The 18,398-nt window shown below is 71.1% G+C and carries 14 protein-coding genes; 6 read left to right on the forward strand and 8 right to left on the reverse strand.

Going from position 1 to position 18,398, the window contains the following annotated elements:
* Window positions 1–16: 16 nt before the first annotated feature.
* Together QSK18_RS23840 and QSK18_RS23845 are read right to left on the reverse strand one after the other, a co-directional pair.
* Window positions 17–886 (reverse strand): siderophore-interacting protein, encoded by an 870-nt coding sequence (locus QSK18_RS23840; RefSeq protein ID WP_352396630.1) that lies wholly within the window; start codon window positions 884–886, stop codon window positions 17–19.
* Window positions 887–969: 83 nt separating this feature from the next.
* The gene (locus QSK18_RS23845; protein ID WP_232813658.1) at window positions 970–1,878 is read right to left on the reverse strand and encodes an HNH endonuclease family protein; all 909 of its coding nucleotides are present in this window, start codon (window positions 1,876–1,878) and stop codon (window positions 970–972) included.
* 127 nt (window positions 1,879–2,005) lie between these two features.
* Here QSK18_RS23845 and QSK18_RS23850 point away from each other — a divergent pair, with 127 nt between their 5' ends.
* The 4 genes from QSK18_RS23850 to QSK18_RS23865 all read left to right on the forward strand — a co-directional run bounded on the left by QSK18_RS23850 (window position 2,006) and on the right by QSK18_RS23865 (window position 5,705).
* A complete protein-coding gene (locus tag QSK18_RS23850; protein ID WP_285623525.1) occupies window positions 2,006–2,389 on the forward strand; it encodes a YkvA family protein in 384 nt (127 codons plus the stop codon).
* A gap of 103 nt (window positions 2,390–2,492) precedes the next feature.
* Window positions 2,493–2,729 carry a hypothetical protein gene (locus QSK18_RS23855; RefSeq protein WP_285623529.1) on the forward strand — a complete coding sequence of 79 codons (237 nt, stop codon included), beginning with the start codon at window positions 2,493–2,495 and terminating at the stop codon, window positions 2,727–2,729.
* 166 nt (window positions 2,730–2,895) lie between these two features.
* Window positions 2,896–5,202 (forward strand): polysaccharide biosynthesis tyrosine autokinase, encoded by a 2,307-nt coding sequence (locus QSK18_RS23860; RefSeq protein ID WP_285623532.1) that lies wholly within the window; start codon window positions 2,896–2,898, stop codon window positions 5,200–5,202.
* A 194-nt stretch (window positions 5,203–5,396) separates the two neighbouring features.
* On the forward strand, window positions 5,397–5,705 hold the full coding sequence (locus tag QSK18_RS23865) for a hypothetical protein (protein ID WP_232813654.1): 309 nt from the start codon (window positions 5,397–5,399) through the stop codon (window positions 5,703–5,705).
* Here QSK18_RS23865 and QSK18_RS23870 read toward each other — a convergent pair.
* Window positions 5,690–6,310 carry an arsenate reductase/protein-tyrosine-phosphatase family protein gene (locus QSK18_RS23870; RefSeq protein ID WP_232813653.1) on the reverse strand — a complete coding sequence of 207 codons (621 nt, stop codon included), beginning with the start codon at window positions 6,308–6,310 and terminating at the stop codon, window positions 5,690–5,692. The two genes, QSK18_RS23865 and QSK18_RS23870, sit on opposite strands and share 16 nt — an antisense overlap.
* A 233-nt stretch (window positions 6,311–6,543) precedes the next feature.
* Between QSK18_RS23870 and glgB the strand changes: the two genes are divergently transcribed.
* Both glgB and QSK18_RS23880 read left to right on the forward strand, forming a co-directional pair.
* Window positions 6,544–8,913 carry a 1,4-alpha-glucan branching protein GlgB gene (gene glgB, locus QSK18_RS23875; RefSeq protein WP_285623537.1) on the forward strand — a complete coding sequence of 790 codons (2,370 nt, stop codon included), beginning with the start codon at window positions 6,544–6,546 and terminating at the stop codon, window positions 8,911–8,913.
* 46 nt (window positions 8,914–8,959) lie between these two features.
* On the forward strand, window positions 8,960–10,930 hold the full coding sequence (locus tag QSK18_RS23880; RefSeq protein WP_232813651.1) for a M13 family metallopeptidase: 1,971 nt from the start codon (window positions 8,960–8,962) through the stop codon (window positions 10,928–10,930).
* Between the two features lie 51 nt (window positions 10,931–10,981).
* Here the strand turns inward: QSK18_RS23880 and QSK18_RS23885 are convergent, their stop codons facing one another.
* The 5 genes from QSK18_RS23885 to QSK18_RS23905 form a co-directional block, all read right to left on the reverse strand.
* Window positions 10,982–12,208, reverse strand: a complete 1,227-nt coding sequence (locus QSK18_RS23885) for a 2-dehydropantoate 2-reductase N-terminal domain-containing protein (RefSeq protein WP_232813650.1) — start codon at window positions 12,206–12,208, stop codon at window positions 10,982–10,984.
* 296 nt (window positions 12,209–12,504) lie between these two features.
* Window positions 12,505–13,473: a tetratricopeptide repeat protein gene (locus QSK18_RS23890; RefSeq protein WP_285623542.1), complete on the reverse strand. Its 969-nt coding sequence runs from the start codon at window positions 13,471–13,473 to the stop codon at window positions 12,505–12,507.
* Window positions 13,474–13,510: 37 nt separating this feature from the next.
* On the reverse strand, window positions 13,511–14,500 hold the full coding sequence (locus QSK18_RS23895) for a DUF8094 domain-containing protein (RefSeq protein WP_285623545.1): 990 nt from the start codon (window positions 14,498–14,500) through the stop codon (window positions 13,511–13,513).
* Window positions 14,497–15,117, reverse strand: coding sequence for a hypothetical protein (locus tag QSK18_RS23900; RefSeq protein WP_285623548.1), 621 nt, complete (start codon window positions 15,115–15,117; stop codon window positions 14,497–14,499). Before QSK18_RS23900 ends, QSK18_RS23895 begins: the two co-directional genes overlap by 4 nt.
* A gap of 2,733 nt (window positions 15,118–17,850) precedes the next feature.
* A complete protein-coding gene (locus QSK18_RS23905) occupies window positions 17,851–18,204 on the reverse strand; it encodes a thiamine-binding protein (protein WP_232813646.1) in 354 nt (117 codons plus the stop codon).
* Between the last annotated feature and the right edge of the window lie 194 nt (window positions 18,205–18,398).

Genomic DNA, 18,398 nt, shown 5'->3' on the forward strand with positions numbered 1-18,398 from the left:
GCTCCGGCCGGAGGTCTCAGCCCTCGGACTGCTCGATCTTCTGGTTCCAGTCGCCCTTCACCGCGCGCCACTCCTCGTCGTTGGCGCCGATCCGCCAGTAGCCGGAGATCGACAGACGCGCCTGCTTCACGCCGCGCTCGCGCTTGAGGAACCGGCGCAGGTCACGCACCCCGGCGGCCTCGCCGTGCACGAACGCGTGCACGTCGCCCTCCGGGAACGGCAGCCGGGTGACCGCCTCGACCAGGGCGACGCCGGGAGCCCGCTCGGTCTCCAGCACCCAGGTGACCTGGACGCCGGCCGGGGCGGTGAGCTTGAGCTCGGAGGCCGGGTCGTGGATCTCGATCAGGGCGTGCCCGACCGCGTTCTCCGGCAGCACCTCGAGCGAGGCGGCGATGGCGGGCAGGGCGCTCTCGTCACCGGCCAGCAGGTGCCAGTCGGCCTCGAGGTCCGGCGTGTAGCCGCCACCCGGGCCGGCCAGCCAGATCTGGTCGCCCGGCTTCGCGTCCCGGGCCCACGGACCGGCCAGACCCTCGTCCCCGTGCACCACGAAGTCGATGGTCAGCTCGCGAGCGGCCGCGTCCCAGCGGCGAACCGTGTAGGTACGGTTCTGCGGCCACTGTTCCTGGGGCAGCGCGCCCCGGATCGTCTTCATGTCGAACGGCTCGGGGTACTCCACCCCGGCCCGCGGGTAGATCAGCTTCACGTAGGCGTCGCTGAACTCGTTCATCTCGAACTGGGCCAGGTCGTCACCGGTGAAGACGACGCGAACCATGGTGGGGCTGAGCTGCTCGGTGCGGGCCACGGTGATCGCCAGCGTCGAGCCGCCCCGGCCCTCGCCGCGACCGCCGACCCGGTTACGAACCCCTTCGGCCATGCGCGAGACCATGGACATGCGGGTACCACCTTCCAAAGTGAGGTATGCCTAACCTAACAGCGGAATCTGTGGACCACCGTCTCAGTTCGAGACGGTCAGGCGGCCGAGCGCCACCGGGCCCGGTCGTCGCCGTCCTTCACACTGCAGGTCAGCTTGTCGCCGTCGGAGTCCTCGGCCTTCGCCCCCTCGGGGGAGCAGAACGCGCCCGGGGTCTCCGCCTCACCATTGTTGCCCTTCGGAGCCGGCTTCTTGTCGTCGGCCCCCTTCTCCCCCTTCTCCGGGGCGGCCACCGCGCCGGAGGTGGGCACCCGCTGCTCGGGGCAGCTCTTCAGGACGCCGCTGATCGCCGCCTTCTCGGCCTTGGTGACCCAGTTGCCGTACTTGGACTTCACCGCGACCTGCCGGGCCACGTAGTCGCAGCGGAACGCCTTGCTCGGCGGCAGCCAGGTGGCCGCGTCGCCGGCCCCCTTGGCCGAGTTGGTCGGCCCGTCGGCGGCCAGCAGGTTCAGCGGGTCGTTGGCGAACTCGGTGCGCTTGGCCTCGCTCCAGGCGAAGGCGCCGGTGACCCAGGAGTTCTGCAGCGCGACCACGTGGTCGATCTGGATCTCGGAGGCCTCCGCCTTGCGGAACTCGATGCTCTTGCCGGTGTACCGGTCCTGCAGGGTGCCGCTGACCACCACGCACTTCTTGGTGCCGTCGCGGAACTTCTCCCCGGTGAGGTCCCGCTTCAGCACGTCGTTGCGCTGGTCGCAGCCGTTGCGGTCGACGTCCTTCCAGGCACTGCCGAACTCGTCGCGGTCGTACCCGGTCTCCGCCGCCCGGCCCTTCACCGACAGGGTGCCCAGCACCTTCGTGGCCAGCGGGCCGTCGTTCTGGTCCTTGACCGACGCGCCGGAACCGGCGTCGGTCGCCTCGGCACTGCCCAGGTCGACGTTGCAGGCGCTCAGGCCGAGAGACAGGACGAGGGCCGACAGGGCCGCGACACCGGACCGAACAAGATTCACATCCGGCACGGTATCGCCGTCCCGGACGCCCCGCTCGTCACGACCTGTCGCGTCTGTGACGGGATCACCGGATTGGTGGTTCACCCGATCTGGCGAACAATGGGAGCCACCGAGGGAAGGACTGGGGATGGGTGACAACACCACACTGATGGTCGTGGTCGGGTTCGTCGCGGTCCTGCTGCTGGTCGCGGTGACGCTGCTGGCCGTCGGGCTCTTCGTGATCTACCGCTACCGGGTGCCGCTGCGTGGCATCGCCACCATGGCGGCCTCGTTCGCCTACCTGATCAGCCCGGTCGACGCGGTGCCGGAGGCCGTGGTCGGGCCGTTCGGCATCCTCGACGACGCCGGGGTGGTCACGCTCGCCGCCTGGTACGTCTACCACCTGATCCGGGCCCGCCGCACGAACATGCCGATCCGCAAGGCGGCCGGCATCGCCCTGCGCGACACCGCCCAGCAGGAGTTCCGCCGCAAGAACGAGCTGCGCCGCCCGGATCGCGATCTCAAGGGCTGAAACCGCCCGGCGCAGAACGCTCCTGACCGACCAGAACGGCCCTCAGGCGGGCATTAGGCCAACCACCGGACATGTTGTGACCAACCGAGTACGCTCTGTGGTCATGGAGGAGCTGATCCTGTCCGGGTTCGTCGCCGTGCTCGCCGGCGGCTACATCGCCACCGGCCGGCTGAGCCGGGCCGCCCGTCGCCGGCGCGAGGCCAGGGCGCTGCGCAGCCATGTCCTGGCCGAGGTCGAGGCCGGGCGCCGCCGGCTCGACGAGGAGGTCGTGGCCGACGTGCTCAGCTGGTGCGACGAAGTGGCCCAGACCGGCCGCGACGTTCCCCTGACTGTTCGGTAGCCGTCCGGCCGACTGGGCGGATCCAGCGGGACCTGCTTGACTGCACCCGAATCACGTGACCCAGAGCAATCGTTCAACACCACTCTGTAGCCAAATATGGGTACGGTAGGGCGCTCAGGCCGGTGAAGGAGTGCAATGACAAGGCGGCGCATTCGGTGACCCAGACATGACCCTGACCCAGTACCTGAAAGTCCTGCGACAGCACTGGCTGATCGTCCTGGCCCTGGCGGTCCTCGGCGTGGCCGCCGCCACGGCCTACACCAGCCGGCAGACGCCGATGTACCAGGCCCAGACCCAGGTCTTCGTCTCGGTGCAGGGCCCGGGCGGCGGCGACACGCTCAACGAGCTGTCCGAGAGCAGCACGTTCAGCCAGCAGCGGGTCAAGTCCTACGCCAGCATGGCGACCAGCAGCGCGGTCACCGAGCCGGTGGTGCGGGACCTGCGGCTGCCGTACACGGCGGCCGTGCTGGCCGGTCAGATCGAGGCCAGCCCGCAGCTGGACACCGTGCTGATCGACCTCACGGTCACCGACGCGGACCCGGCCCGGGCCGCGGCGATCGCCGGCTCGGCCACCCAGCACCTGCAGAAGGTGGTCGGCGACCTGGAGTCCAACGGCGGGAGCAGACCGTCCTCGGTCAAGCTCACCGTGACCCGGCCGCCGGTCGAGCCGCATACCCCGGTCTCCCCCCGGGTCCCCCTGAACATCGCGCTCGGGCTGCTGCTCGGTCTCGGTCTCGGCGTCGGCGCGGCGGTGCTGCGCGACCAGCTCAACACCACCCTGCGCGGCAGTTCCGACGTGGAGCAGCTGACCGGTTCGGTGCCGCTGGGCGTGGTGCCGTTCGACGCCTCGGCGCCCAAGCAGCCCCTGGTCACCGCCGACGCGTTCGGCGGCCGGGCCGAGGCGTTCCGCACCCTGCGCACCAACCTGCAGTTCGCCGACGTGGACCGGCCGCCGCGGGTGATCGCGGTGACCTCCGCCCTGCCCGACGAGGGCAAGACCACCACGGCCTGCAACATCGCCCTGACCCTGGCCCAGAGCGGCGCCCGCGTGATCCTGATCGAGGGTGACCTGCGCAAGCCCGCCGTGGGCAAGTACCTGGGCATCAGCAACGCGGCCGGGCTGACCAACGTGCTCGCCGGTCAGCACGACCTGCGCGAGGTGGTGGTCGGCTACGAGCGCGACCTGCTGGCCGTCCTGCCCTCCGGGCCGACCCCGCCCAACCCCTCGGAACTACTGGGCTCGCAACAGATGCGGCACCTGCTGGACACGCTGGCCCAGCACTACGACGTGGTGGTCATCGACGCCCCGCCGCTGCTGCCGGTCACCGATGCGGCACTGATCGCCACCGCCGCCGACGGGGCGATCCTGGTGATCCGGCACGGTCGCAGCCGGCGCGAGGAGGCCGAGCGGGCGCTCAAGGCGCTCGAGGCGGTGAGCGCCCGGATGCTCGGTACCGTGCTGAACTTCGCCCCGCGCAAGAAGGGCCGCAACGGTTACCAGGGCTACGGTTACGGGTCGGCGCCCGCGGCTTCGGCTCCGGGTCAGCAGCCCGAGACCACCTCCCGGCGGGCCCGGCGTGGCGGCAAGGACGAGGTGGCCGCGGCTCCGGAGCGGATCGTCCTGCCCGATGCCGGCGCAACCTCCCTGCCGCTCGAGCCGGTTTCGCCCGAAAGTCCCGACGAGCCGGGTGGTTCGGGGTCGGGTCCCGAGAACCAGAGGACGCCCGGGGGCACCGGGGTGCCGGCCGGTCGCCCCGGTAGGCCCAACGGTTTCGTGAACACCTCGGAGCAGTGGGCGCCGGACATGGGCTGGGCCCCCAGCCCTTCTGACGGCTGGGCTCCGATCGCCGACTCCCCCAGCGCCGGAAGCCGCGCTCCGCAAGCCTCTTCGACCGGGGGCATCTCGGTCTTCGGCGGCCTGTCCTCCACCGGCCCACTGCCGGTGGTGACCACTCCGGGCACCGACGGGCTGGCGGTCGTCTCCCGGGCCGAGGGTCTGGAGGTGCTGCGCACGGCCGAGCCGGAAGGTCCGGCGCCGCAGGTGATCCCCCAGCGCAAGCCGGACCGCCTGGAGGTGCACCACGACACCGCAGTCAGATCGGCCCGCGAGGTTCCGGAAGAGCTTCGCCTGCAACCACTTCCGCCCGAGACCGGCTACCGGGCGCCGGACACCGCCCCCAAGGGCATCCCGCTGCCCGTCGAGAACCCGGCCGCCTGGAGTCAGACCTCCTGGTTCGCACCCGAACCAGCACCCGAGCCGACTCTCGAGCCGGCACCCGAACCCGCACCGGCGGCCCAGGACGACAGCCGGGAGGGGTTCGAGGAGATCCCCCCGCTGCTGGTCGACCTGCACACACCGCCGGAGCTGGACCTGCTGGAGGACGAGCGTGAACTGCTCATCCCGCCCCAGTCGGTGATGCCCCACGTGCCCACCGGCGTGCCCCGTCACCACCGGTCCAAGCGCTCTATCTGAACTGTTCGACAGAACGCGGTGTGGCACTCAGTGCCGCACCGCGTTCTCGCGTCCATGGGCCGAACGCTCGCGAGATCCGCTGAGCCCGGCCTGAGAAGCGTTGCGTGACAAACCGGATTCACCCTTCCCCGCACCCTTTGCCGCCCCTAGGATGAACGGAAGATGTCGACGCGGACACTCCCGGAAGGAGCGACATGAACGCCGTATTCGGGGCCCTTCTGGCGCTCGTCGCCTCCGTCCTGTACGTGACCAACCTGCTGCTGGGCGACTACGCCCTGCTCTGGTTGCCGTCCCTGCTGCTGGTCGCCGGCCTGGCCCTGCTGCTGCGCAACCGCCGGGACGACGAGTCCGACCAGAGCGGGCCGGAGTTCTGCGCCACCTGCCACGACTCGGGCACGGTCTACACCGCGGAGTGGAACGACTGGCGCCGTTCCGGCCCGATCCGCAGCATCCGTGAGCTGTGCCCCGCCTGCGAGGGCGTACTGCCTCAGCGCCAGGCGTGAGAAGGCTTCTGCCGCAGCCGGGCCCGGTCCCGGCGCAGGGCCGGGCCCCGGAACAGCAGGGGTGCGCAGAAGTCCTCCACCGCCGCCTGTAGCCGGCCGAAGACCTGCGGGTGCCGGCCGCCCCGGTGCGGATCGGGCAGCTCGTCGTCGTCCTCTTCGTCCCGCGGCGCCGACCCCCGGTTGGCGTCCAGTTCCTCCACCAGCCACAGCAGCCGGTCAGCCAGATCGGCACTACGAGGCGGGGTGCGCCCGGCCGCCGCCAGCCACTGCGCGGTGCGGGCGGCGTGCAACAGCGTGAACGTGCGCACCTGGGCCGACGGGCGCATCTCGATCACCCGGCCGCGCTGGGTCTGCGAGGCGGTCAGGATCACCGTCGAGGCGCGGATGTCCTCGACCTCCAGCGGTCGCGACCCGTGCGCACCCCCGGCCCCGCCGTGACTCTCGACCCAGGAGGCCGAGAAGTCGCAGATCCCCGCTCCGGGGACCGCCCGCGTCCCTCGGCTGAAGAACTCGACCCCCTCGCCGAGGCGACCGGCGAGCAGCCGTTCGGCTCCGGGAGAGCGGCAGATGTTGGCGGTGCAGACCAGCAGCACCCGGGGACCCATGCGTCGACCCTTCGTCGGAGGTGAACCGGCCGCGGCCCGCCGCACCGAATCGTTACCTTGATCAACTCGAGCCGCTCGGCGCCGGCGGCAAGGCCCTGACCACGGCAGTGAGGCGCAGGGTGAGCACGAGATTACTCCAAGTAGGGGATCTGCGCGCCGGGATCGACCTCACCCGGCGGGCCCGTGGGCAAGGCGCCATGCCCCCTCGCCCGATGCGTGCCAGACTTCCCGACATGGCACAGTCTCCGACTTCGCAGACCCCCGTCGAAGCGAGTACCGAAGCGCTGGCCGGCGCCGAAATCGTCGTGACGTCCACGGTCAAACCGGTGGATTCCGACGTTCTGGCCAAGGTTGCGGGCGGCGCCTACTACAACCCGCACTCGGTGCTGGGCGCGCACCCGTACGGCGGGCGGGTCACCGTCCGCACGCTGCGCCCGCTCGCCACCGAGGTCGCGGTCCTCACCGAAGACGGTGAACGGCACCCGCTCTCGCACGAGCAGGACGGCATCTGGGTGGGCGTGCTCGAGCGCGCGACGGTGGGCGACTACCGCCTCGTGGTGCGCTACGACGACGAGGAACAGACCCTCGACGACCCGTACCGTTTCCTGCCCAGCCTGGGCGAGATCGACCTGCACCTGATCGCCGAGGGCCGGCACGAGGAACTCTGGCGCGCCCTGGGCGCCCACCCCCGCCGCTTCCCCGGCCTGATCGGCGACGTGGAGGGCACCTCCTTCGCGGTCTGGGCGCCGAACGCCCAGGCGGTGCGCCTGGTTTCGGACGTCAACAACTGGGACGGCCGCGGTCACTCGATGCGCAGCCTGGGCGGCTCGGGCATCTGGGAACTGTTCGTCCCCGGCCTGGGCACCGGCACCCGCTACAAGTTCGAGATCCTCGGCCAGGACGGCCACTGGCGGCAGAAGGCCGACCCGATGGCCTTCGCCACCGAGATCCCGCCGCTGACCGCCTCGATCGTCACCGAGTCGGGCTACGAGTGGAACGACTCCGCGTGGATGGCCGAGCGCGCGCAGCACGAGGCGCTCAGCCGCCCGCAGAGCACCTACGAGGTGCACCTGGGTTCCTGGCGGCAGGGCCTCTCGTACCTCGAACTGGCCGACCAGCTCGTCGGTTACGTGCAGGACCTGGGCTTCACCCACGTCGAGTTCCTGCCGGTGGCCGAGCACCCGTTCGGTGGTTCCTGGGGCTACCAGGTCACCGGCTACTACGCGCCGACCTCGCGGTTCGGCAGCCCGGACGAGTTCCGTCACCTGGTCGACCGGCTGCACCAGGCCGGGATCGGCGTGATCATGGACTGGGTGCCCGCGCACTTCCCGAAGGACGAGTTCGCCCTGGCCCGGTTCGACGGCCAGCCGCTGTACGAGCACGCCGACCCGCACCGCGGCGAGCACCCCGAGTGGGGCACGCTGATCTTCGACTTCGGCCGCACCGAGGTGCGCAACTTCCTGGTCGCCAACGCCCTGTACTGGCTCGAGGAGTTCCACGTCGACGGCCTGCGGGTCGACGCGGTGGCCTCGATGCTCTACCTCGACTACTCCCGCAACGCCGGTGAGTGGACGCCGAACAAGTACGGCGGCCGGGAGAACCTGGAGGCCGTGGCCTTCCTGCAGGAGGTCAACGCCACCGCCTACAAGCACCACCCGGGCGTGATGATGATCGCCGAGGAGTCCACCGCCTGGCCCGGCGTCACCCGGCCCACCCACCTGGGCGGCCTGGGCTTCGGCCACAAGTGGAACATGGGGTGGATGCACGACTCCCTGGGCTACGTGTCCAAGGACCCGGTCCACCGCCAGTACCACCACCACCAGATGACGTTCTCGCTGATGTACGCGTACAGCGAGCACTTCGTGCTGCCGATCAGCCACGACGAGGTCGTGCACGGCAAGGGCTCGCTGCTGGGCAAGATGCCCGGCGACCGCTGGCAGCAGCTGGCCAACGTGCGCGCCTACCTCGCCTTCATGTGGTCGCACCCGGGCAAGCAGCTGCTGTTCATGGGCCAGGAACTGGGCATGGAGCGGGAGTGGTCCGAGGAGCGCAGCCTGGACTGGTGGCTGGAGGACGCCCCCTGGCACGCCGGCCTGCAGCAGATGGTGCGTGACCTGAACCGGATCTACCGGGACCGGCCCGAGCTGTGGGAGGCCGACAGCGACCCGTCCGGCTTCCAGTGGATCGACGCGAACGACAACCAGCACAACACGTTCTCGTTCATCCGCCGCGACGCAGCCGGCAACCCGCTGGTGGCGGTGGTCAACTTCTCCGCCCAGCCGCAGGAGGGCTACCACCTCGGGGTGCCCTCGGGCGGGCGCTGGCTGGAGATCCTGAACACCGACTCGGAGAACTACGGCGGTTCCGGCGTGGGCAACCTGGGTGCGGTCGACGCCGTGCCGGTGCCCTGGCACGGTCAGCCGTCGTCGATCACGCTGCGGGTGCCCCCGCTGGGCGCGGTCTGGCTGGTGCCGGAGTCCACCCCCGAGGGTGGCTGGCCCAGCGGCAGCGCGCCCGAGGTGCACCACGAGTCCGGTCCGGGCTTCACCCCGCCCGCGATCACGTCCGAGGCCGCGGCGGAAGACGAATCAGCGCAGGGCTGAACCCGGGTCCTGTCCGGATCGGGGGGTTGGTCGATACGCTCGGGCGATGACGTCCGGTATCGAAACCGAGCAGCTCAACCCCTCGATCAGGCCTCAGGACGACCTGTTCCGGCACGTGAACGGGAAGTGGCTGGACACAGCCGAGATCCCCCCGGACAAGTCGGTCTACGGCACCTTCCACCGGCTGCGCGACGAGGCCGAGGCCCAGTTGCGGGTGATCGTGGAAGACGCAGCGAGCGCCTCCGGTTCCGCCGCGCCCGGCAGTGAGGCGCAGAAGGTCGGCGACCTGTACGCCAGCTTCATGGACGAGGCCGCGATCGAGCGCCTGGGCACCGCCCCCATCGCCACCGACCTGGCCCTGGTCGAGGAGATCACCGACCTGGCCGGCCTGGTCCGGGCGTTCGGGGTGCTGGAGCGCTCCGGCAGCGGCGCCCCCTTCGGCTACTTCGTCAACAACGACGCGATGGCCTCCGACCGCTACGTCATGTACCTCACCCAGGGCGGGCTCAGCCTGCCCGACGAGTCCTACTACCGCGAGGACACGTTCGCCGAGATCCGCACCGCGTTCCTCGGCCACGTCACCCGCATGCTGGTGAAGGCCGGGATCACCGACGAGGCCGGGGCGGCCGGCGCGGCCGAGCGGATCATGGCGCTGGAGACCCGGCTGTCCCGCTCGCACTGGGACCGGGTGACCAACCGCGACGCCACCAAGACGTACAACAAGGTCGACCGCAAGGGCCTGGAAGAGCTCATCCCCGAGTTCGACTGGACCAGCTGGATCGACGCGCTGAACGTGCCGCAGAGCGCCTTCTCCGAGGTCGTCGTGCGCCAGCCCAGCTTCTTCACCGCGCTCGGCAAGGCCCTCACCGAGGTCCCGCTGGCCGACTGGAAGACCTGGCTCACCTGGCGCACCGTGCACGGTTCGGCCACCCTGCTGAACGCCGAGCTGGTGCAGGAGAACTTCGACTTCTACGGCAGGACCCTCACCGGGGCCACCCAGCTGCGCGAGCGCTGGAAGCGCGGCGTCGGGCTGGTCGAGGGCTCGCTCGGCGAGGCGGTGGGCAAGCTCTACGTGGAGGCGCACTTCTCCCCCACGGCCAAGGCCCGGATGGTCGAGCTGGTGGCCAACCTGGTCGAGGCGTATCGGCAGAGCATCACCAAGCTCGACTGGATGAGCGCCGAGACGCAGGAGCGCGCCCTGCAGAAGCTGGACAGCTTCACCCCCAAGATCGGCTACCCGGACAAGTGGCGCGACTACTCCAGCCTCGAGATCCGGCCCGGCGACCTGGTCGGCAACGTGCGCCGCGCCGGCGACTACGAGATCGCCCGGGAGATCGAGAAACTCGGCAAGCCGGTCGACCGCGACGAGTGGTTCATGACCCCGCAGACGGTCAACGCCTACTACAACCCGCTGATGAACGAGATCGTCTTCCCGGCCGCGATCCTGCAGCCGCCGTTCTTCGACGCCGAGGCCGACGACGCCGCCAACTACGGTGCGATCGGCGCGGTGATCGGGCACGAGATCGGCCACGGGTTCGACGACCAGGGCTCCAAGTACGACGGCTCGGGCAATCTGAACGACTGGTGGACCGACACCGACCGCACCGAGTTCGAGAAGCGCACCAAGGCGCTGATCGAGCAGTACGACGTGCTCGAGCCCCGGCAGACGCCGGGTCACCACGTCAACGGCGCGCTCACCGTCGGCGAGAACATCGGTGACCTGGGCGGACTCTCGATCGCGCACACCGCCTACCGGATCGCTCTCGACGGGGCCGAGCCCCCGGTGCTCGACGGCCTGACCGGCTGGCAGCGGTTCTTCGTCGCCTGGGCCCAGGGCTGGCGCAGCAAGGGCCGCGACGCCGAGGTGATCCGCCGGCTCACGCTCGACCCGCACTCGCCCGAAGAGTTCCGCTGCAACGCCGTCGTGCGCAACATCGACGAGTTCCACGAGGCGTTCGGGGTGCGCGAGGGTGACGAGCTCTGGCTCGAACCCACCGCCCGCGTGCACATCTGGTAGCTCGCTCCCGAAAAGGGCCGATCACCTCTGGTGGTCGGCCCTTTTCGGGTGTCACCGGCCGAGCTGGCGCGGGATCCAGGGCCGGCGCCCGCCGCGCCGGCGCGAGGGGTGGTTGGCGCCCGGGTCGGTGCGCACGTCGCGCACCTCTCCCCCGACCAGCCCGCTGCGCCCCGAACCGTCGGTCTCGACCACCGGCTGCGGGGTTTCGTCAATCATGGACGTCTCCGGGCCCGGAACGTCGTCGGCCTCCGGGATCGCCGGCCGCGGGTTCTCCGGGGCGGGCTGCGGCCGGGTGCGGTACTCGCTCTGGCAGCCCGCCTCGTCCTCGCCGAAATCCGTTGCGTAGTAGTGCGGCCCGCTGGCCAGCATGCTCAGTGCCTCCATCTCGGCGTCCAGACGCTGCTCGAAGCCCGAGTTCACGCCGACCACCGCACTGAGCAACGGCATCGGCAGGCCGAGTTCCTCGGCGAAGCCCAGGAAACCGCGGGTGTCGCTGGGCAGCTGGTGACCGCTGTAGGGGGCTCCGCCCCAGATCCCGTACTCCGGGTTGAGCGATCCCTCGGCCGAGGTCGCCACCATGCTCGCCACCTCGTCCGGGTCCAGGCCGAGCCGGTCGCAGACCCGCCAGATCTCGTTCCAGAAACTGATCTTCGTGGCGTTGAACAGACTGTGCGCGCACTTCACCATCTCGGCCTCGGCCGGGTCCTCGAGCAGGCGCATCTGCCCGCCCGGCGGGACGATCGGGTTCAGCACGTCCCGCACGGCGTTGACCACCCGCTCGCTGTCGGCGCCGATCACGGTCAGGGGCGGGCGCACCGTCTCCAGCGCGTGCCGCCCGGTGCGGCCGTTCCCGGCCCGGGAGTCGAAGTGCGGGCTGGCGGCGATGCTGAACCCGGTGCCCTCGCGGCGGCCGGAGTGCAGCTCGACCAGCGGGCGCACCAGGTCGCGGGTGGTGCCCGGAGGAACCGTGGAGCGCACCACCACGGTGTGCGGAGTGTCGGCCCGGGCCATCGCCCGGCCGATCAGCTCCGCCCCGGAGGCCACGTCGGCCAGGTGGTGCCGGCCGGCCTCCACCCGGGTGGGTGTGCAGAGGAAGATGAACGACTCCGGCTCCCCGGCCAGGTCCAGGTCGCGCCGGGCGTCGAGGCCCTCGTTCACCAGGACGGCCACCCGGCGCGGGTCGATGTCGACGAACGTGACCCGGTGGCCGGCGTGCCCCAGGGCCCGGCCGGTCGCGGCGCCCACCGTGCCGGACCCCACGATGAAGATGCGCGACATACGACCCCTCCAGGCCCGGGCCGAACCCGGTGAGCATGACAACGATAACGACTTACTGTTATCGCCCGATGACATGGAGTCACGGGATGTCGTCATCTAACCTCGGCGCAGGCGTGATGGCCCGGTGCGCAGGCCCGACATCGGCCAGAATCCGGCGAACGGAGGGTCGCTCGGTCGCCCGCTCGCCAGACATTCCGCAGGATGGGCGGACATCGGTGACCGACCGGTGACCAACCAGAGACGGTGCCGGTCCCCGCGAAGGGGCCCGACACCGTCCACTGTTGGAGAAAAGCCGATCAGAACAGCGCGTTCGCCAGCGCGATGCGGGCCTTGCCGACCCGCGGGTCGTCCTTGCCCACCACCTCGAACAGCTCGACCAGGTGCACGCGCACCGCGTCCCGGTCGTCTCCCGAGGTGACCCGGACGGTGTCGATCAGCCGGGCGAAGGCGTCCTCGATGTGCCCGCCGAGCACGTCCAGGTCGGCCACCACGATCTGGGCCTGCGGATCGGCCGGGTTCTCGGCGGCGGTCGCCCGCGCCTGGTTCAGGTCCACCCCGCTGGTGCGCTGCATCAGCTGCACCTGGGCCAGGCCGAGCTTGGCCTCGTCGTCGGCCGGGTTCTCCTTCAGGGCCTGCTGGTAGGCCGCGATCGCGGCGTCCAGGTCGTCCCGCTCGATCGCGTCGTAGGCGGCCTGGTGCAGCGGCGGCAGCGCCTCCTCCTCCGGCTCCTCGTCGCCCTCGCCGGCCGGCTCGGCGGCCAGCCGCCCGGTGACCCCGTTCGCCTCGGCCACCCGCATCAGCTCGTCGAGCACCGCGCGTACCTGCGGCTCCGGCTGCGCCCCCTGGAACAGCGGGATCGGCTGGCCCTTGAGCACCGCGAACACGCTCGGGATGGACTGCACCTGGAAGGCCTGCGCGATCTGCGGGTTGGCGTCCACGTCGATCTTCGCCAGCAGGATCCGGCCGCCGTACTCCGCGGCCAGCGACTCCAGCACCGGCGAGAGCTGCTTGCACGGACCGCACCAGGTCGCCCAGAAGTCCAGGACGACCGGGACGGTCTGCGACTGCTGGATGACGTCGGTCGCGAAACTCGCGTCCGTCGTGTCGATGACGAAGGAGCCCGGCGTCGCCGCCGGGCCGTTCGAGGCGCCGCCACCGGCGCCCGAGGGCGCGGGCCGGGCGGCCAGCGCCCCGAGATCCACTGCACCGCGCAGGTTGAGCGAAGGCCTGCCCGCGCCCGCGCGCATCCCCGGCTGGTTCGTCATCGAGGGTTCCTTTCTCCTTGCCCCGACATATGAGTCACTACTTCACCACGGCCTTGACGTCGCCCTTCTCCGCGGCGACGACCCGGATCCGTTCCTTCGAATCCTTGGCCGGTACGTGCAGCACCACAACCTCCACCGCAGAACGGGTGAAGGACTCGGCGAACTGCAGTTCGTCCTTCTCCCCGGCGAGCGCGGCCAGGTCGGCGTCCTTGACCTTGACCTTGCCCGAGTCCGGCTTGACCTTGACCGTGTAGGTCTGGCGCAGCTGCCCCACGACCAGCGCACCACCGTCGTCGGTGCGCATCGCCATCGGGGCCTCGTCGGCGGCGGTGTGCCTGCTGCTCACCGTCGCCACCTGCTCCAGGCCCTCCTCGTCGGCGGCCAGCTGCTGCAGCAACTGGTCGCTGTACTCGCTGCGGCGGAAGTTCTCGGCGCCCTTCCCCTTGCCCTTGCCGTTGAGGTAACCGGCGAAGCCGTCGATCGCTTCCTCGGGCGAGAGCAACAGGTCGTCCGTGTCGGCGGCGAGCACCGAGCCGTCCTGCGCCGTCTCGGGCAGGCTGGCCCCCGGCAGCATCATCGTCTCGGCCCACAGGCCGTACGGGTCGCGGGCCGAGTCCGAACGCAGCACGCGTACAAGGTATGTGGAAGCCTGCTCGCTGCGCCCGACGGCCAGGAAGAACCGCGGCCAGGCGGCGCTGCGCGGCACGATCAGCGCCTCGCGGGTCACCTCGGCCGCGGCGCCGAGCTTCTTGCCGAGCTCGTCGGCGACCCGGGCCTGGGCCAGCCGGATCTGCAGGTAGGGGCCGGTCAGCCGGGCATCGGCGGTCTCTTCGGTGTCCTTGGCGCTCACCCCGGCCGCAACCGCGGAGTCCACCGCGTCGAGGATCGCCTTCGCCTGCCCGGCCTCGACCACCGGATACACCTGGGTGTCAGCCGCCGGCGCGCTCACCACCAGCGGCTCCTGCCCGCAACCGGCCACCACGAGCGGGGTGAGCAGAAGACCGAGGGCGGTCCGGCGCCGGATCACGACGCCCTCCTTCCCCGCGCCCGCGACCAGAGCACGGCCGAGCCGACCAGCCCGGCGACCAGAAGCACGACCCCCACCGCGATCCAGGCCGGGGCGGAGTTCTCGGGTTCCTGGCCCGACCAGGTCAGGGTGACGTTCTCGGGGGCGGGCCGGGAGCCGTCGGTGGCGATCACCAGTCGCCACTGCCCGGAGCTGGTGTCGGGCCAGCTCAGCTTCGCCGACCCCGGACCGAGCGCACTCACCGCCCAGACGTCCGCGCTGGCCGGGTCGAGCACCTCGGCCTGGTCGCGGCCGGAGGTGGTGGTGATCAGCGTGCCGGTCTCCCGGTCGAGCCCGGTGATCCGGTCGGTCGCGCTCTCGCCCAGGTAGGCGTCCACGTCCGAAGCGCGCCCGATCCCGACGAACACCGGATCCCCGGCGGCCCCCGACACCTGCACCTGCAGCCGCGGCCCGGCCAGGGCCAGCGCGCCGACCTCGGTGGTGACGAACTTCTGGCCATGCGTGCCGAGCGTGCCCACGACCACATCGCTCGGGGCCCAGACCGTGGCCTTGAGCCCGCCGACGGCGAGAACGACACCACCCGCCACAACGATCAGGGCGGCAAGAATGCGCGCCACCAGTCCGAGTTTTTGCTTTTGGACGTTTGTGCTGGCCAACGCTGTCGACGCGGCCGAGTCGGTGGCGGGGTTCGCGGAGGTCGTCCGACTGCCCGGCCTGTCCTCCCCGGCCACCGGCAGACCGCCCGGGGCCGTCGCCGTAGAGGTTTTCGGTGTGGCTGCGGGCCGGGGAAGACTGATCTGCCCGGTCTCGTAAAGCTTGCGCTCGCGACGGGACGCGAACACCGGCTGCGCCGGGACCGGCGCCTTCCCACCAGCGCTCGCCCCTGCAGCAGGCTCCGCCGGCTTCGGCAGAGCCTCCGGACCAGCCGAGCTCGCGAGCGAACCGCCCACAGCCTGCCCCAGCCCGGCCTCCTCCCCACCCTGTGCGCCGACCTTCGGCAAACCCCGAGGCGCCGTGTCCGGAGCAGAGCCGGTTCCGCTGACCGCCACCACCGACGCTGAGTCGGGGGCCGGTGTGCGGCCCAGGGCCAGACCGTCTGGTGCAGTCGCTCGCTCTGCTCGCTCTGGGACCGAGGGTGCCTCGACCGAGCTAGCACTCGGACCGGCGGCGGATTTCGCAGTCGAGGTCGGCCCGGTTTCTGGAGCAGACGCCACCTCGGCGCTCGAAGCCAAGCCAGCGCGCTGACTCGGGGCCGAGCCTGTGTTCCCGCCGAGGGAGGAGCCAGCATGCGCACCAGAGGCCGAACCAGCGCTCTCACCGGCGGCCGGGCCCACAGTCGAAGTCGGCCCAGTCGCTGGCGAGGAATCCACCTCAGCGCCGGGAGCCGAACCAGCACGCTTACCCGGCGTCGAACCAGCACTCGGACCGGCGACCGAGCCCGCGGTCGAGGTCGGCCCAGTTGCCGGCCCGGACGCCTCATCCGCGCTGGCAGCCGCGTCGGCACTCCCGCCAGAGGACTGGCCGGCGCTTCGGCTTGGTGCCGAGGCACCCGCCGACGAGGTCACGTCCCTCTCCGAAGCCGAGGCCAAGCCCTCAGCCGAGGACGAGGCCGCATTTCTCCCCAGAGCCGAGACGGGACTCGATGCGAAAGAAGGTGGGGTGGAAGCGGGCCGACCCGCATTCAGAGCCGGGTCAGCACTCTCACTCGGGGCCGGAGCAGGGGGCGCGCCAGGGACCCTGTCCCCAACCGGAGCGACGCTCTCACCTGAGCCCGAGGCACCATCCCTGCCCGAGAACGAGGCCGCGCCCTCACCCGAGGACGAGAACGGGGCCGCGCCGGGGGCTGCACTCCCACTCGAAGCCGGAGTAACACCTCCACCCCAAGCCGGGGAAACATCCCCCGCCGGAGCCGAGGAAGTCTCCCCGTCCAGGGACGAGGTGGCACGTCGACCCGGAGCCGAGGTGACACTCGGCCCCGCTGAAGGTGGTGTGGATGGGGGCCGGTTTTCGCCCGGTGCCGAGGTGGAAGGCTCACCCGGAGTCGGTGCGGTCCTTCCACCAATAACTGGGGCAGTAGTCCCGCCCGGGCCTGAGGTGGGTGTCGCCGCTGCGGTAGGTGACGTGGTCGGGCTAGCACTCCCGCCCGGGACCGAGGTGGCACTCTGCTCCCCGGTGGAGGTGGACGCCGAGGTGGGTGCCGGAGCCACAACAGGTCCCGACGCAACGGCAGGTGATGTGACCGGGCTAGCACTCCCGCCCCTGCCCGAGGTGACACTCGGCTCCCCGGCGGGAGTCGACGGCGAGGTGGGTGCCGAAGCCACGACAGGACGTGTGCCCGGGGTGGCACTCCCACCCGGACCCGAGGTGACACTCGGCTCAGCGGCGGGTGCCGGAGCCGAGGCAGGTCCTGACGCCATGGGAGGGGCCGACGCCACGGCAGGTGGCGTGGCCGGGGTGGCACTCCCACCCGGGCCCGAGATGAGGCTCGGCTCTACGGCCGGTGTCGGAGCCGAGGCAGGTCCTGGCGTTGCGGCGGGTGATGCGGCGGTGGGCTGGAGGCCGGTCAGGGCCGAGGTTGGGGGCGGGGTTGGGCGCTGGGGCAGGTCGGTTACGGGACCGGACGCTGGCGCAACCTGGGGCGGGCGGGGTCCGGGTTCTTCCGGCTTGCGGTTGGTCTCGGGTGCTGCCGCGGCCTGGTCGCTGCCGGTGGTCGAAGTGGGCCCGCCGTCGGCTTCCTTGGCCTGCTCAGCCTTGCCTCCCCGGCCCAGGCGGCCGAGGAGGCCGGGCAGGTGGGAGACAACGGGGAGGTGGGGGAGGTTCGGCAGGCTGGGGACGCCGGGGATGAGGTGGCGGCGCTTGGGTTCCGCGTCACCTGTGGCCGGCTGCGGAGCATCGGCGGTGGGACTGTTTTCGGCCGGAACGGCTGCGGCCTGGTGGCCAACTGCGGAGCTGTCACCGGTCTGGGTAACTGCTGCGGGGCTGTCGGCTGCGCTGCGACCCGCTGCTTGAGCGGGGAGCTCGGGGGAAGGCGTCTCCTGCGCCGCGCGGCGGGCGGCCTCGGTGTCGGGGAGGGCGATCTCGCGGGCCTGGCGCTGTTCCAGCGACATCCGCCAGACGGCCCCGGTGGTGGGACCCAGATCGCTCGGAGTGGCGGGGCGGCGGAAGGCGCCGCTGCGTTCGGGGCTCGCCTCCCCCGAGGCGGGGGCGCTGGGCTGTGTGTCCGGCTCGCCCGGGCTGTGGTGCACCGAGAGTTCTTCGGTGCCCTCGGGCGCGGTTCCGGGGCCGCCCGGGCGGGCGGATCGGGGCAGGCCGGAAGGATTGGTGTGGCTGTCTGACATGGGCGCTCCGGATCAGTCGGTGGCCACCGGCGCCTCGCCGGTGACCGGGCCGTCCTGGCCTTGGGAGTCTGCGCGCTCGCCGAGGGCGGCCTCGAGCCGGTCGATCTTGGCGCTCATCTCACCCGTGTAGCCCGGGCGGATGTCGGCCTTGAGCACCAGGGAGACCCGGTTGCCGTGCTTGCCCACGGCTTCGCAGGCGCGTTTGATCACGTCCATGCACTCGTCCCACTCACCCTCGATCGTGGTGAACATGGAGTCGGTGCGGTTGGGCAGACCGGAGGCGCGCACGACGGCAACTGCGTCGGCCACCGCCGCGGACACTGATTCGCCGGCCCCATTGGGCGCGACCGAGAACGCGAACAACACGCCCTCCACCCTAGCCGCAGTTGCCGGGCAAATATTTCGCGTCCATAACAACCACGGCCTGAGCTGCGGCGTTGTGACGCCCGCCGCACCTGGTGCGCAGTCGTCAAGCCGGCCCCGCGGGCGGCGTGGCTAGGCTTTGGGCAACGGCTGGTCGACGGCCGATCGATGACCGCGCAATGGCCGAGCAATAGCCA

The organism is Kineosporia sp. NBRC 101677, from assembly GCF_030269265.1.
Lineage (GTDB): Bacteria > Actinomycetota > Actinomycetes > Actinomycetales > Kineosporiaceae > Kineosporia > Kineosporia rhizophila.

Excerpts from the sequence above, each read along its gene's own strand:
- QSK18_RS23855 (WP_285623529.1), top strand. The coding sequence starts at position 2,493 with ATGGAGGAGCTGATCCTGTCCGGGTTCGTCGCCGTGCTCGCCGGCGGC.
- QSK18_RS23870 (WP_232813653.1), bottom strand. The coding sequence starts at position 6,310 with ATGGGTCCCCGGGTGCTGCTGGTCTGCACCGCCAACATCTGCCGCTCT.
- QSK18_RS23890 (WP_285623542.1), bottom strand. The coding sequence starts at position 13,473 with ATGACGAACCAGCCGGGGATGCGCGCGGGCGCGGGCAGGCCTTCGCTC.
- QSK18_RS23885 (WP_232813650.1), bottom strand. The coding sequence starts at position 12,208 with ATGTCGCGCATCTTCATCGTGGGGTCCGGCACGGTGGGCGCCGCGACC.
- QSK18_RS23880 (WP_232813651.1), top strand. The coding sequence starts at position 8,960 with ATGACGTCCGGTATCGAAACCGAGCAGCTCAACCCCTCGATCAGGCCT.
- QSK18_RS23865 (WP_232813654.1), top strand. The coding sequence starts at position 5,397 with ATGAACGCCGTATTCGGGGCCCTTCTGGCGCTCGTCGCCTCCGTCCTG.
- QSK18_RS23860 (WP_285623532.1), top strand. The coding sequence starts at position 2,896 with ATGACCCTGACCCAGTACCTGAAAGTCCTGCGACAGCACTGGCTGATC.
- QSK18_RS23840 (WP_352396630.1), bottom strand. The coding sequence starts at position 886 with ATGGTCTCGCGCATGGCCGAAGGGGTTCGTAACCGGGTCGGCGGTCGC.
- QSK18_RS23850 (WP_285623525.1), top strand. The coding sequence starts at position 2,006 with ATGGGTGACAACACCACACTGATGGTCGTGGTCGGGTTCGTCGCGGTC.
- glgB (WP_285623537.1), top strand. The coding sequence starts at position 6,544 with ATGGCACAGTCTCCGACTTCGCAGACCCCCGTCGAAGCGAGTACCGAA.